The sequence below is a fragment of the Brevibacillus sp. Leaf182 genome (genome assembly GCF_001423865.2).
In the GTDB taxonomy this organism is placed as follows: Bacteria; Bacillota; Bacilli; order Brevibacillales; family Brevibacillaceae; genus Brevibacillus; species Brevibacillus brevis_C.
The window spans coordinates 195,554-210,939 of the sequence record NZ_LMPN02000023.1 but is presented as its reverse complement, the minus strand read 5'-3'; the positions used below and the strand labels follow the sequence as shown (position 1 = coordinate 210,939).

At 49.3% G+C, this 15,386-nt stretch carries 11 protein-coding genes; 5 read left to right on the top strand and 6 right to left on the bottom strand.

Annotated elements, in window-relative coordinates:
• The first annotated feature begins 73 nt into the window (after positions 1-73).
• The gene (gene trpS, locus ASG16_RS14435; RefSeq protein ID WP_056496889.1) at positions 74-1,060 is read left to right on the top strand and encodes a tryptophan--tRNA ligase; all 987 of its coding nucleotides are present in this window, start codon (positions 74-76) and stop codon (positions 1,058-1,060) included.
• A 62-nt stretch (positions 1,061-1,122) separates the two neighbouring features.
• On the opposite strand, the gene ASG16_RS14430 is transcribed toward trpS, so the two are convergent.
• From ASG16_RS14430 to ASG16_RS14415, 4 genes are all read right to left on the bottom strand, one after another.
• Complete coding sequence (locus ASG16_RS14430) at positions 1,123-6,606, bottom strand: DUF8508 domain-containing protein (protein ID WP_056496893.1); 5,484 nt, start codon at positions 6,604-6,606, stop codon at positions 1,123-1,125.
• Between the two features lie 171 nt (positions 6,607-6,777).
• Positions 6,778-7,458, bottom strand: a complete 681-nt coding sequence (locus tag ASG16_RS14425; protein WP_048031643.1) for a queuosine precursor transporter — start codon at positions 7,456-7,458, stop codon at positions 6,778-6,780.
• Between the two features lie 69 nt (positions 7,459-7,527).
• Positions 7,528-8,163 carry a Crp/Fnr family transcriptional regulator gene (locus ASG16_RS14420; protein WP_241970760.1) on the bottom strand — a complete coding sequence of 212 codons (636 nt, stop codon included), beginning with the start codon at positions 8,161-8,163 and terminating at the stop codon, positions 7,528-7,530.
• A gap of 141 nt (positions 8,164-8,304) precedes the next feature.
• Positions 8,305-8,832 carry an HPP family protein gene (locus tag ASG16_RS14415; protein ID WP_056496895.1) on the bottom strand — a complete coding sequence of 176 codons (528 nt, stop codon included), beginning with the start codon at positions 8,830-8,832 and terminating at the stop codon, positions 8,305-8,307.
• A 138-nt stretch (positions 8,833-8,970) separates the two neighbouring features.
• Here ASG16_RS14415 and ASG16_RS14410 point away from each other — a divergent pair, with 138 nt between their 5' ends.
• Together ASG16_RS14410 and ASG16_RS14405 are read left to right on the top strand one after the other, a co-directional pair.
• Positions 8,971-9,930, top strand: a complete 960-nt coding sequence (locus ASG16_RS14410; protein WP_056496898.1) for a GntR family transcriptional regulator — start codon at positions 8,971-8,973, stop codon at positions 9,928-9,930.
• 161 nt (positions 9,931-10,091) lie between these two features.
• Positions 10,092-11,162, top strand: a complete 1,071-nt coding sequence (locus ASG16_RS14405) for a YybI family spore inner coat protein (protein ID WP_056496901.1) — start codon at positions 10,092-10,094, stop codon at positions 11,160-11,162.
• A 39-nt stretch (positions 11,163-11,201) separates the two neighbouring features.
• Here ASG16_RS14405 and ASG16_RS30910 read toward each other — a convergent pair whose 3' ends face one another.
• Together ASG16_RS30910 and ASG16_RS14400 are read right to left on the bottom strand one after the other, a co-directional pair.
• Positions 11,202-11,363, bottom strand: coding sequence for a hypothetical protein (locus ASG16_RS30910; protein ID WP_198674225.1), 162 nt, complete (start codon positions 11,361-11,363; stop codon positions 11,202-11,204).
• Between the two features lie 76 nt (positions 11,364-11,439).
• The gene (locus tag ASG16_RS14400; protein WP_370444399.1) at positions 11,440-12,720 is read right to left on the bottom strand and encodes an NCS2 family permease; all 1,281 of its coding nucleotides are present in this window, start codon (positions 12,718-12,720) and stop codon (positions 11,440-11,442) included.
• A gap of 167 nt (positions 12,721-12,887) precedes the next feature.
• On the opposite strand from ASG16_RS14400, the gene ASG16_RS14395 reads away from it, so the two are divergent.
• Entirely contained in the window at positions 12,888-13,760 is an 873-nt protein-coding gene (locus ASG16_RS14395; RefSeq protein WP_048031637.1) for a LysR family transcriptional regulator, read from the top strand.
• A gap of 94 nt (positions 13,761-13,854) precedes the next feature.
• Entirely contained in the window at positions 13,855-15,378 is a 1,524-nt protein-coding gene (locus ASG16_RS14390) for a glycine betaine uptake BCCT transporter (protein ID WP_056496907.1), read from the top strand.
• Positions 15,379-15,386 lie beyond the last annotated feature (8 nt).

Genomic DNA, 15,386 nt, shown 5'->3' with positions numbered 1-15,386 from the left:
TTGTATTTAATCGGACATTCAAAAAATCGACTTTTTGAATCCATATTTCACGATTGAAAGGAGCAGCTTTCCCATGAAAACCATCTTTTCCGGCATTCAACCGAGCGGTATTCTGACTCTCGGCAACTACTTGGGCGCAATGAAGCACTTCGTTCCGCTTCAAGATCAGTTCAACTGCTTTTACTGCATCGTAGACCAGCATGCGATCACCGTTCCACAGGAGCCTGCTGTCCTGCGCGAAAACATCCGTCGTCTCGCGGCCCTCTATTTGTCCGTTGGCCTCGATCCGAACAAAATGACGCTGTTCGTCCAATCGGAAGTACCTGCCCATGCCAAGCTCGGCTGGATCATGCTGTGTACCTCTTACTTGGGTGAATTGGAGCGCATGACTCAATTCAAGGACAAATCCGATGGTCGCGGCGAATCCATTCCAGGCGGTCTGCTGGCTTATCCTCCATTGATGGCTGCTGATATTTTGCTGTACGGCACTGATTTCGTCCCTGTGGGCGAGGACCAGAAGCAGCATCTGGAGCTGACTCGTGATTTAGCTGCTCGTTTTAACAACCGTTATGGCGACATTTTCACCATTCCAGAAGTTCGCCTGCCGGAGACTGGTGCACGCATCATGTCCCTTGCTGAAGGCACCAAGAAAATGAGCAAATCCGATCCAAACCAAGGCGCCTTCATCTCCATGCTGGATGATGCAGACACCATCACGAAAAAAATCAAGCGCGCGCAAACGGATTCCGACAGCGTTGTGCGATATGACAAAGCAGAAAAGCCTGCTGTCTCTAACCTCATGACCATCTACTCCCTCTGCTCCGGAAAAACACTGGATGAGATCGAAGCGATGTACGAGGGCAAGGGCTACGGCGCATTCAAAACCGAGCTGGCTGAAGTTGTCGTAGAAACACTCCGTCCGATTCAAGAACGCTTCGAGCAGCTATTCCACTCCTCTGAGCTGGATGATATCCTGACTGCCGGGGCAGACAAAGCGAATAAGGTCGCGAACGAGATGCTGTACAAGGTTGAAAAAGCGATGGGGATGGCACGTATCTAATCCATTTTCCACAACAAAAACGGGCTGGGAAGCTATCTCCCACCCCGTTTTTTTACTCGTTGCTACTTAACTGTAACGGTTACCTTGGCCGTCTTGCCAGCATAGCTGATCGTGATGGTTACTCTCGTCTTTGGTTTGGCATCCTCCAAAACGAGAATCCGGCCAGTTTCATCTACCTCTACCTGATCGGGCTTGCTCGATGTGAACTCGATTCCTTCTGCATCCGTAACGTCTTCTTCTGCATCGTTTCCGAGAATAGCTGTAACCTCGAGCTGTGCTTCCTCACCCTGTGCTAGCTTGAGAGACTTCGGTTTGATCTCGATCCTTTTCAGGGCAGTCTCACCGACAACATAAGAGGAAGACGTCGCCACTGTAAAAATCCCTACATCGCCTTCTTTTACCACTTTGATCGGTTTTCCCTTAAGCCCCATAGCTGGTCTCCACATATTGCTTCGGAACACGTAGGCTTGGAGCTTTTCGCTTGCGTCTTCTGCGACTGGTAGCCCGAGTGTAAAGCCTGTTTTTCCGAGGCTTGTCAGCTTTTTACCCTTGCTCCACGCTTGCAATTGATAAGCTTCGCCCGGGTTTGGCACGCCCTTCCAGCCGCTTCCATCTGCTTCTGTCAGGGAGAGAGCAAACTCTCGTGCACGCTCAGCAGCAAAGTATGCGCCCGGCACTTCTACCCATGCTTCACTGTCCAAGGTGACTCGGATTCCTACCTCTTTTTCCTTCAATTGCTCAACCAGCTTCTGCTCCAAGGTTACCGTCGGTTCGTTTGATTCTTCCTTGCGAGAACGCGTATCGATCGAATCGTCATCGCTTTCTTCCACTTGAACGAACAGTACCGGAGCAAAGCCGATCTTGTCTTTCACGGACTCGATTGCTTTCATGAATTCCCCGAGTACGTCTAGAAGCTCATCTACTTGTTCGTCATCTGCCTTGATCTCATCCCCATCTTCAATGACGACAGTGCCAAGCTTTTTCAAAAGCTCTTCCGCCAGCGTACGGACATGCTTGGCTACCTCTTTGGCAATATTCTTTTCATCGAGCGGCTCCAGCGCTGTTTTCGCCAAGCTTGTCAAGGAGGCGAGTGCCAGGCGGGCAATCTCTTCATCCTCAATGCCATCTTCTGTGAGCGGGTCAAATGCTTTGTCCAAAAAGCTCTTCGTCACATCTTGGAGTGTCTCTTCACTAATGATTCCTAGCTCGGCCTGCTCGGCCACTGCCTCGAGTACAGTCGTGATCGTATCGGTGACTGTCTCCCATTTCTCAGTCGACGTCCATTGCTCGGCATCCAGAAGTTTTTCCAGATGGCTGAGAACTTGATCCACCTGTCCCAAAATGCTGTTCTCCTCGTTACTTGCGGAGATGACCTGAGCGGCTTGCTTGTTCAACTCTCGCTGCGAGTCCGGTGTCGGTGTTCTGTCCGGCGGTGTAACTGGCGGCGGTGAGTCCGGCTTGGCTGGAACCTTTACTGTCAATGCTTTAGTAACTGCTGTCGATTGATCAGATAATCGTGTGACCTCCAAAATCAGGTCTACATTCGTCTGGCGATTTGGCGGCGTAATTTTACCGTCTAGCGCAATGATCGCTGGATCACTAGACGACTTGATCGCGATGGTAAAGCCTGTAGGTACTTCTGGCAGCTTCAAGCGCTTCTCACCCGCTGCTGGCTGTGTAAGCTGCGTGATGCTTTCTGCCACTTCTTGTGCTGATTTTTCCGGCGTGCCTCGATCCTTCAAGTCCAACTGTACAAGGACAGGATTATGATCACTCACACGTCCCTCGCTCTCGGTCAAGCCAGCGTTGATGTGAACGATATCAACCTTCGTGTCATCCTCCAAATGGTTGCTGACCAAAATTTGATCCAAGACTTGGGAGTTCCCTTGGTACACGTACGTATACTGCTTACCCTTCGGCAGTTTCTCCACCATATTGGTCAAAAAGCCATCAGCCAATTCCTGCACCGGATTCGAAAACGGGAAATCGTTGAGATCGCCCAGCACCACAACATTTGCTTTCGCTTCCGCCGCATGGATTTCTTTTACAAAGTTATTTAACACACGGGCAATTTTCATGCGTTGTACTTCACTCACTAGCTGTGGCGGCTGATCTTTTCCAAACAGTGCTTGATCTCCACCCTTGGAGTTGAAATGGTTGGCGATGACAATGACAGGCTCGCCTTGGAAAATGAATTCCGCTGCCAGTGGCTTACGGCTCGAAGCAAACGCCTCGTTGGTCGGATCTACCCGCCCTGGATTGACGGAAAGATGCGCCACGCCATCTCTTGTCTCGATTTGCACTGCATCTGTCGCGCCTCCTGGCGTTCCTGCTGCCAGTTGTACCCGTTCTGGGTTGTAAAAGAACCCAACACGGATATTCCCTCCTGGCTGTCCACCATCCTGATTGTTCTGTGGCGCGATATCGGTGTATCCATAAGTCGGGCCATTTTTGTTTTCAATCGCTTTGATCAATGCATCCGCAGACTGTGAAGCATCTGTTTGCCCATTGTCCGTCGGCCCATTGTCGTCCTGCATTTCCACCACACCGATAATATCCGGCCCCTTCATGTTGTCCACGATCGTCTCGGCGATGCGATTGATTTTGGCAAAATCGGTTTTAGCCGAGAAATTCTCGATATTGTACGTAGCGATTGTCAGCTTGTCCTCTTTTGGGGAAATACTTGTCACTGGCGGCTCATAATGGCTTGCCTGTACCGTAAATTCGCGTGTATGGAACAGCTTGTAGTTCGCGAAGCTGTAGTCAATGATGCCTACCAGTGGTCCGTCAAATTTGTCGCCGACTTTTACCTCTCCAGTAATCCTTTCGAGTTTGTCCGATACTGTGATGCGCTCAGGGTGAAAATCATTGGCCTCCAGTACCACACCGCCAGTTGGCGTACGTGGCTGATTCGGATGGGCCCGATCATCGATAACGACAAATTCCGTTGCACGTGGATTCGTAAACGTCTTGGTTTCGCCAACGACGATTGGATTGTCGATCTGTACCAGCATGCCTTCGAGACTTTCCCAGAAGTCGATGCCGTCTTGATCTGGGTCGAATTTGCCAAGGCTGTCGTTGTCGATGATCCCTTTTGGATATTCATAGTTGTCTTTGCCCAGGATGAGTGGTTCTGGGAGTGATTGGCCTGGCTTGACAACGGCGTAAGAGGTCGCATCAATTTGCGTCTGGGTAAGGTCTGTACCCGCTCTGTTCGATGGCACGTATTCCTTGACGGTTCCGCTGACGGTTACTTCATCGCCAGGGTTGACCGCTGCTTTTGGCTCGTAAACGTAAATACCTTCGGAGGTAAATGGGTCTGCGTCCGGTTGCGGGTCTTGCATATAAAAGCCTTGTACATTGCTGCCGCTTCTGACGATAGCCGTTACGATTCCCGGAACATTATTCACCGTTCCATCCGCCATCACTGATCGGTGGGACGTTCCTTGGATATCATGAATCCGAACATTCTCTTTTTGAATCACGTAGCGGAAGGTCGCTACATTACTGTCTGTGTAACCATCCTTGACAGCTATGGCTGAAAGGGTCGTATCTGCGTCAATCGGGATTGGTCTCGTATACTTGATGCTTGCTCTACTAGGCATTGAACCATCTGTTGTATAGAAGATCGTGGCGTCAGCCATCGTCGTTGAGAACGTGACATTTGTTCCTTTTGTCACCATAGGACCTGCCGGACTCGCTGTGACCATGGGGACTTTATTCTCGTCCTCTACGAGATCAGCGACAGTGCGCGGCACCAGCTTGTATACATTGCGGTCGTAGTTCACCACGCCTGTAATAGCTGCATAGCTCTTGTTCACTGGGAGCGGAAGAGAAGCATCCGGTCGAGACACAAACGCACCGTGCTGATCCTCCAGCGTGTAGTTGCCGCTTGATACCGATTTGATCGTAACTACCTTTACCGTCACCAGCTTGCCTTCCAAAGCCTCTCCTGTAGCAGCCGCAAAATCAGTGGAAGTCACGACTTGCGGGTTAGGCACACCTGCTTGCTTTTGCACGATTTCCACGTTATTGGTGAGCGCCTCAAGTTGAGCCAGTCCATAATAATCATTCATTTTTCCGGTTGCTCGGATCTTGTCTCCCACTTCAATTTTGCCAGTCAGCCCTGGCGCACGAAGTACGAGTCCCGCCGTCTCATCTTGGAAATACACGTTGTTTTGTCCGCCCGCTTCAAACATCGCCGTCACCGTTCCGACGACAATCACGTTCGTTCCTACGGGGGTGCTTCTTGCTTCAGCAATCGTCGTCGAACCTACGGCTGACTTGGTGACGCTAACTTCTGAGCTCTCAAACGACTTGCCATATTCCCCAACTGTTTGCTGCGTTACGAGAATATGATCAAACTGATCGATGTTTGGAATCGTAAAAGAAAATGACCCGTTTGCGTGTGCCGTTCCTGTTTCTTTGTTACTAAGCATCAGCGGTTGTTTTTGGGGATCGTATGCGCGCAGTATCGCATTCCCTGCTGCCGCACCTGCTTCTCCTCGCAGCTCGCCCACACCGTTCAATACTTGCAGGCTGACTTTATCCTGGATCAAAGCTGGGCTGGCTACCGCTGGCCTCAGCTCAATACTTGCGCTCTCCTTCTTGCTCCCTTCCGTTGCCGTGAGATAGACTCCCTGCGCATTTGGATCGGGATTGGCAAAAGTCAGCTCGATTCGTCCAGAAGCATCCGAATCTTGCTGTGCTAAAGGGGTGTCGCTACCTGTTCCTGTAGGCTGACTCGCATAAACCTTAATCGTCCGCCCTTGACCGACATAGCCGCGAATTGTTGCTTGGATAGGATCAGTAAGATCAAAAATAAGTTCTGTGGCATTCAGCTTTTCGGTCACATCTGTTGGTAGCGGCGGTTCTACCGGGCTTTGCGTGTTTTTCGGGGTAGGTGCCCCTGTGATAAAATCGTTACTGTTGTTATTGGTATCCCAGCCATTTCCTCCGTTCGGTACCATGCCGCTGGCTTCGCTAATGCGTTGGGCGCTGGTCGTATTCGAGGGAGCTGGTGCTGGTGAGTTGCCCTCAGATGAATTCGCAGTACCAAAGCCGACCATATCCACGACATTTGCCTGGGAGGTGACATCCGCCCCTGTCAACGGGACACCATCCTTGACCAGCGCAACCTTCCCATTCGCCCCTGACAAGTTCAGTGTCCCGCTATCGTCAGGAGTTGGCAGTTCACCCCCTGTTGCACCCGATGATGCTAGCCGTACCAAATAAAAGCCGTAAGGGGCAATGCTTCCTGTCAGGTCTGTCTTGGCCCAATTCGTTCCCGTAGCAGAAGCATACTGCACGGACCAGCCTCCAACCGAAACAGCCGTGTCTGTCGGGTTATACAGTTCAATGAAGTCATTCTTGTACAGGGCACCGGAGTTCCCACCACCCCCATACACCTCACTGATCACCACATGATCAGCCCGCGCAGCCTTTGCCTGTGGCATCCACCCGGTCGGCAAAACAGTTCCCATCATGACCGCGGCTATTAACGCCAGCTTCGGCCATCGGGAAGTATTCCCTCTTTTTTTCAACATTCTTGCATCATTCCTCCTCACATCATTCGGAAGTAACTACTATAAGATGGTAAACGTATAACCTGAACCTTATGTAAATTTGATGTAAAGTTTGTATAATCCTTCTAAACTTGTAAAAACAAAAACCGCCAAGCTCCATCGTCCTTGGCGGTTTTTCTCTGTTTTTGTCAATTAGCTTTCGTCTACTTTCATACTGCGTGCGATATAAAGAACCGGCGTCGAAGCTGCCGATACGATAAACTTGATCAGGTAGGTAGTCAACAGGATTTGCCACCATACGTCCATCGGGAATTCGCCCAAAAAGGCAATCGTACAAAAGGTAACGGAGTCGAGCAATTGACTGAAGAGCGTGCTTCCATTATTGCGAATCCAGAGCTGATTTGGGCCTGGGCATTTTTTCTTCAACCACGAATAGATTTTCACGTCGACAAATTGGCTGACAAAATACGCACACAAGCTACCCAATGCCACTCTTGGCATCAAGCCAAAAATCGTCTCTAAGGAACCTTGGGCGATATCTGTTTCCTGTGGTTCAAACACCAATACGAGCTGCATGATGATCGTTGCCGCAATTAAGGTAAAGAAGCCGAACCACACGGCTTTTTTCGCTTCTCTTTCCCCATACTTCTCGTTCAATAGATCGCTTACCAAATAAATAGAAGCATAGATCGTATTGCCGAGTGTCATGACCAATCCGAACATCTCGATTGTTTTGACCACCTGAATGTTGGCCAGCACAGTAGCCATCCCAATCCACGCGTACAGTCCCATTCTGCCGAATAATCGGTAGCAGAGCAGGAACAGCCCGAAGTTCACCAGAGCAAAAAGAACTCCGATCCAAAAATTAAACATATGATTTCCTCCTAGTTTTGATAACGCGGGAGTTTACGAACCGCGGCCCGTTTTGAGCATTCAATCATTTTACTTGCATTCTCTTTTTTTATCAACCATTCTCGATGCATGCACAGCAATCGACATGCGGGACACCAACACCATTCCCTCATCGACCAAACTGGCTAAAGCTAATGAAACGGTTTCTCTGGTCGCCCCCACCATATTGGCAATTTCCTGATGGGAGAGAGATACGGTCAATTTCCAAAATGGCTCTTCTACTTTTCCAAATCGCTGACACAACTGAACCAACAGATGGAGTACGCGATCCCTAACCGATTCCAAAGCGAGCTTTTCCATCCGCTCCTCTTGTTCGGCCAATCGTTTGGACAACTGGAACATCATTTCTTTCAAGTCTGGTGGACATGCTTGCAGCATTTCTACCATCCGAGTCGCACTCCAATGAGTAAGGGTCGTTTTTTGCATCGCTTCAATGTAGACAGCGCGTGACCCTAGCACCATTTCCTCAATCTCGCCAAATACAGCTCCAGGTCCCAGCAATCCCACGGTAAAGGATTTTCCATCCTCGTTCAGCCGAGAGAAACGCAGGAGTCCCTTTTGAATGAAGAAAATGCCCATTCGCGTGTCAGCCGGTGTCTGAAACACCGTTTTCTTGGCAAGAACGATTTGCTCCCCCATTCCCTCATGCTTGATCGGCTCATTCATGATACATCCCTCGCCACTCCAAATACCTAGTTACCTATACTTTTATGTATTTAAATTCATTTGTCAATTACCCTCCCCTCTTCCTTCCACATGAAAAAATGACCACCTACTAAAAGGCGGCCATTTTTTACCGTGATACTGCTATACCCAAAACACAGGATACGCACGTTTCTTATGCATGTTATTGACGAACAGAGCAATCAGCACCACCACTACTGCACCTATGAGTACCGGAGACAATAAAAACTCCCACCCCTTGCCATCCATGACAATGACAATCGGATTGGCACCAGCAGGAGGATGCGTCGTTTTCGTAACATGCATGGCGACAATCGCAAGACCGACACTAACTGCTACGACCCACAACTGCGAACCGCCTATTTGATAGAGCAGCACGCCAACCAAGCTGGTGAAAAAATGCCCCCCGATAATATTGCGCGGCTGAGATAACGGCGAATCCCAGGCCACAAAAGCAAGCACACAACTCGCCCCAAAGGAAGCCATCAACCAGACAGCGGTAGTTAATTCCGTCAGCATGCCCAGTACCCCTATCGTCACTAACCCGCCAAGGCCCCCAATCAAAGCCACCGAGCCAGATATTTTCAAGGGCGTTCTGCTTCTCCCTTTCATTTTGGCTACAAATTCTTTTATGCTCCATCCACTATTCATCACAGCCACCCCCTATTCACATCGTAGCAAGTGACCCTTTCTTGTTCTGTAAGGTATCTTACAAAAACATAAATAATAGCTAGTTACCTAGATATTTAGTAAAATGAATACAAACACCAAACTGTGAGGCGAATATCCATGACTCAATCACTTGTGCGGCTAAATGCGGAATTTCCAATCCCGATCCATGTGCAAATCAAAGAACAATTGAAGCTTCTCATTGGCCTAGGCCACCTTCAACCGGGGGAAATGCTTCCACCTGCTGCCCAATTAGCCGATCAGTTACAAGTCAACCGCAACACCATTAATGCTGTATACACACAGCTACGGGATGAAGGGCTCGTCCATATGCAAAAGGGGCGCGGTACTTCTATCGCTGACCAACCTGCAATTACTGCCTTTCGCATGCGTCAGCAATCGCTTTATGATCACGCCAAAACAATCATGACCGCGGCACAGCAGCAGCTTCCGTTTTCGCTGGATGAGCTTATGCTTGCTTCCATTGCTTACGGACATTTATTTCTTTCCCGCTCCAAAAAAGAAGCTCGATGGCTCTTGGTGGAATGTCACGAGCATGATCATCCTTTTTATCGTAGAAAAATAGAAGAGATCATCGGTCAGCCCATTCAGGTTGCCTATCTTGAAAACCATTCAGATGTCCTCTCTGCCTTACAAGATGCCGACCAAATTGTCACCACCGTCAACCATGCAGTGGAAGTAAAAGAATTAGCTTCTCGTTATCATAAATCGGTCCTCATCATTGGAGCAAACGCCCAGACGAGCACGCTTCTGGAGATCGCTCGCTTGGAGGCAGGCCGTGCAGTTGGGTTTGTTTGTCTCGGAAAAAAGGGCGGGGAATGGATGGCGGGACGTGTACAAGAGGCAGGTATCGAACAGATTCAACATATGACCGCGGGATTCGCTGATGAACGCTCCTTGCAGCAGATTATTCACGATTCTGACCTGCTCTATGCCTCCGCTGCGGTATATGATCAGCTCCTCGCGTTAGCTCCAGACAAAACTCGTCTCTACCCCATGCTGTTGGAGCAAAGCAGCGAGGCACTACTAAAAGAAGCGAGCCACCTCCTCGCACACTAATATTTACCTGTTACCGATTTGTAGGATTTATGTCGATAGTCTGTAACCAATGCATCCACGCTATCGTACATAATGAACGTGTAGCAAGGACAAGCACAAAATACAGCACACTACACATTTCATCATGAACAGTCAACAAGACTGGGGAGGAGATTCATCACATGAAACACATGAAACACTTGAACAAACTCGTAACAGGAACAGTACTTACTTCCGTACTTTTCACTGGTGGGTATGCCATTACAGCAGATGCAAGCAACACAACTGCTACAACAAAAGGCTTGCAAGAGATTACGAAAAAAACAGCAGACGTAACGGGTGACAAGGCCGCAGACACAGTCGTTCTGTACGGGAAAAAAGAGAAAAACAGCCCATATGTTAAGGACCTCACTATCAAAGTAACAGATGGCAAAACGAAGAAATCTTTTAACATCGACGTGAAGGACGACGGCTACGAGCCGAAGCTCTCCGTTCAAGATTTCACTTACGATAAAAAAGGCGAGATCATGGTTACTGCAAGCACTGGCGGAAGCGGCGGCTACACAACCAATCACATCTACACCATCAAGGATGGAAAAGCGAAAGAGCTCAGCCTGCCAGGTCTGGATAACAACAAAGCAGGTGTAGTCGGGGCGGACTTCGTGGAACTGAAGCCAATCGATCTAAACAAAAATGGTCTCTACGTACTGGAAGGCACAGAGCGTCTGACTGGCGATTACAATGCAGATGTTCGCGGCTACCTCAAATCCAAATGGAAGTGGAACCAAACCAAATGGGAATTGATGAGTGCCAACTTCGAACCAGCCGTAAAACCACTCGAAGTCTATCATGATACGTTCAAAAGCCAAGACTCTGCCTTTGCTTTTAAAGGACCAAAATCTTGGAACGGCAACATCCTTGTTGAGGAAAAAACTGGACCAAATGCAGACGAATACTTGCCAGAAGCAAAGAGTGTAACCCGCTTCATCTTCAATGCTGACAAAGCGGAGGATCGTACACCTGTTGTGGTTATTACTGCGTTTGACCTGAATGACTGGAAAAAACTGAACAACCCGGACGAGCCACCAGTCGGTACTGAAATTGCACGTAACCAAGCAACCAACACGGTATATGTAGCAAGCTTGCCTCAAGACTCGGTATTTGATCCAGCAAGCAAAGAAGGGAAGAAATTCATCCCTCTGATGATGTCTCTTGACCAAGTAAAACAAGCGTTTACGCTGGTAAAACGATAATTCTTACGCATCTCTCCACGAATAATCCCTTTGCCACTCTCATTGGCAAAGGGACTTTTTTGCAAGTCTTTTTTGCTTCTCCTCTTTTTCAACCGCATCCAGGTACTCGAACAACCCAAGACGATTCCCGCATGCACAGGCAAACGTCCCCCACTTGACCGGGATCTCTTCTCGTTGGAAAATCTCAAACTTTCCATCCATTATTTCACAATCCTTGCGCCACTTTCTAGAGAACAGAACAAAAAACCCCCGACCCAAGTCGAGGGAAGACTACTCGTTATGCGAAAATCGGCAGCATCAGATTCAGCAAGAACAATCCCGCGATGACGTACATCAGCGCAGGCACTTCGCGACGTTTGCCCAATGCCAGCTTCATGAGCGGATACGCCACGAATCCAAACGCAATTCCATCTACAATGCTGTAGGACAGCGGGATAATCGCGATGATCAAAAAGGCAGGGAAGCCTTCAGAGAAGTCCTTCAGATTGATATTCTGTACGTTTTGCAGCATCAGTGCGCCAATGATGATGAGCACCGGAGCAATGGCTCCATCCGGAATCATTTTGATGACAGGAAGCAAACCGAGCGAGAGCAGGAACAAGGTGCCTGTTACAAGTGCGGTCAGTCCCGTCCGTCCTCCTGCTGCGATTCCTGCCGCGGTCTCCACCGTCGAAACTGTCGGACTGGTTCCCAAAATGCCAGAGATGGCAGCCGACAACGCGTTCGCTTGCAACGAGCGGCCGAACTTCTGCGGCTGTCCAAGCATCGAGGTATGTCCATGAATCAAGCCAATATTTTCAAAGACGATCACCATCGCCAATGAGAAGGTCGCGACCCAAAATGGCAACGCCCAAATGGCAGAAAAGGAAAGACCCGCAAAAACGCTTCCGTAATCCGCGAACGAAAACGTTCCTCCCCCTCCTGGCTCGACAATCCCGAACAAAAAGCCAAGTCCTGTACCAACCGCAATTCCGATCAAGAAGTTGCCCGGCACATTGCGAACAAACAAAATCAACGTAACAATCAAAGTAATCAGCGTGACGATCACATGCGGGCTGGACAAGTCACCCAGCGCGACAAATGTAGACGGATTCATGACGATCAACCCGCCCTTTTGCAGACCGATGAAGGTCAAGAACAACCCAATCCCTACGGTAATCGCTTCTTTTAGCGAAGCGGGAATCGCATTGGACAATATCGTCGCGGCCTTGGTAAAGGCAATCACAGTAAAGATCAGACCCGAAACAAAAACAGCAGCCAACGCTTCCTGCCAAGTAAGGCCCATCGATTGGCATAACGTGAACGTAAACAGAGCGTTGATCCCCATTCCGGGAACCAGAATAATTGGAGCATTTGCCCAAAAGGCCATAAGAAGTGACCCGATAAATGCCGTCAATACAGTCGCCAGAATGCCTGCTTCCATCGGTATTCCAGCATCATTTAAAATCGAAGCGTTTACGGCAACAATGTAGACAATGGTGACAAAGCCAATAAATCCGGCGATGAGTTCCCTTTGAAACGTCGTGTCGTAAGCGCGCAAGTGAAATAGCTTTTCCATCCACGTACGCACGGATTTCCCTTCTTTCTTTTATGTCTTTTCCTTGAAGTGAAGATTCACAGGAAACATGCTATCATAGCTTCATCAATATGAAAAATATCCATATAATCTAATTTTCATATCGTTTTCATATGGATCTATTCTCGTAAGGAAAGAAGGCATTGCGTGTGGATATTCGGCAACTGCGTTACTTTATCGCCATAGCAGAGGAAGGTCAAATAACGGGGGCGGCTAAAAGGCTGAACATGGCTCAGCCGCCGTTGAGTCAGCAATTGAAGCAAATGGAGGAGGAGCTCGGGATCATGCTCATTGAGCGCTCTGGAAAACAAATGGTCCTGACGGAAGCAGGAGTCACTCTCTATAAACAGGCACTCAATATCGTTCATCAAATGGAGGAAGCTCTCTCCGAGGTCAAAGAAACAGGCGAAGGCATTCGTGGGACGCTGTCCATCGGTGTCAGTGCACTGTCGGCCTATCGCCTGCCAGAACAAATTCGTGTGTTTCAGCAAAAGTATCCGCTCATTACGTATAAAATCTGGAAAGGCGATACGCAGCTCCTCAATCAGTGGCTGGAGCGCAGAACCATAGAAGTCGCTATCGTACGCCTTCCCCACTCGTTGAACAACTGCACCATGATTCCGTTGGAGGAAGAGGATTTTGTGCTCATCGTTCCTGCCACCTCCCCCTATGCCGATCGCAAGGAAATCGAAATGCGCGAGATCGCGGAGCTTCCGCTCATCATGCCGAGCACGCCAGGATTGGGCATCTACGACTTGATTATCAAGGAATTCTCCCGTCTAGGTGTGGAACCGCACGTCATCTGCGAGTGCCCGGACATCTCTCTCATTGTCAGCATGGTCGCCTCCTCGGTCGGTTCTTCTATCGTCCCCATCTCGGCATGGGAGACTCATCAGAGCGAACAAATTCGCGGGATTCGACTCTCCGGAACTTCCATTTATTCTTCCGCTGCTGTCGTTTGGCAGTCTGGACGTCATCTGTCCAAAGCAGCGAATCGGTTTATCGAGACGTTTTCATCGTAACTCCATTCAGGGGCGGTCACATCCGGAATAATCTTGGAAATCCCGCGGGATGATAAACTATTACCATTTCTTGTAGATTCCCGGGAGGATAGAGATGACTTTCCTGATATCCTTGGTCATTGTATTTGTCATTGTGCTGTTCGGCGCGATTTCTCCTGAGCTTTTCGCCTCAGCGGCTTCCCAAGTACTAAAAGTGACCACGACGAATTTTGGCTGGTTTTATTTAATCGTGACTTTCGGTTTTCTGATCTTCTGCATCTTCCTTGCCTTTAGCAGATACGGACAAATCCCCTTGGGGAGCGACGATGATGAGCCGGAGTATTCACTGCCTACCTGGTTTGCTATGTTGTTTTCTGCCGGGATGGGGATTGGTCTTGTCTTTTGGGGAGTGGCGGAGCCCGTCTCTCATTACTTTTCTCCGCCAGCAGGCGTGACTGGACAAACGACCGAAGCCGCACAAACTGCTCTGCGGTATGCATTTTTTCACTGGGGTCTGCATCCTTGGGGGATCTACGCTCTCATCGCTCTCGCTCTCGCGTATTTTCAATTTCGCAAAGGAACAAAGGGCTTGATCTCCTCCACCTTTGGCCCACTGCTCGGTGAACGCATACACGGACCGCTTGGAAAAGGGATTGATATTCTAGCTGTCATCGCCACAGCATTCGGTGTCGCAACTTCACTTGGTCTTGGAACTCTGCAAATAAACGGAGGCTTGTCTCACCTCTTTGGATTGCCGTCCAACACCACCGTGCAAATCGTGATCATTTCCATTATTACGGTCCTATTTTTGCTCTCGGCTACGACAGGACTGGATCGGGGAATCAAGTATTTGAGCAATACGAATCTGGTTTTGGCCTTGTTGCTCCTCCTGCTGACGCTCACATTGGGACCAACCTCGTTTATATTTGACGCCTTCACCAGCACACTGGGCAGTTATTTGAACAATCTCATCTCGATGAGCTTGCGGCTGACCCCGTTTACACAAGGGACATGGGTAGCCAACTGGACGCTGTTTTACTGGTCGTGGTGGATTGCCTGGGCGCCGTTCGTCGGCATGTTTATCGCACGCGTCTCCAAAGGTCGCACGATCAAGGAATTCGTCATTTGCGTGATGCTCGTACCGAGTTTGTTGAGCTTTATTTGGTTTTCGGTGTTTGGCGGGACAGCGCTTCACCTCGAGATTTTTGATCAAGCGGCTATAGGGGCAGCGGTGCAACGTGACATCTCGACTGCGTTGTTCCTCGCACTGGAGCAGTTGCCCATGGGGTACATTCTCGCTGTCGTTGCGATTCTGTTGATCATCACGTTTTTTATCACATCGGCTGATTCAGCTATTTTCGTGCTCGGCATGCTGTCCTCTGATGGCAACCTGGACCCGTCAAATCGGGTAAAAATCACCTGGGGCATCCTCCAATCCGCAATCGCAATCGTTCTATTGTTAAGCGGCGGCTTAGAAGGCCTACAGACAGCCTCCATTGTGGCAGCGCTGCCTTTTACCGTCATCATGGTCCTGATGTGCTTCTCTCTTGTCAAGGCCCTGCAAGAAGAAGACCGGATCGCGAAAAAGAAACGGAAGGATCAACAGAAGAAGCTGGAGAGGTTGTTGAAGGAGTTGTAAAAAGGGGG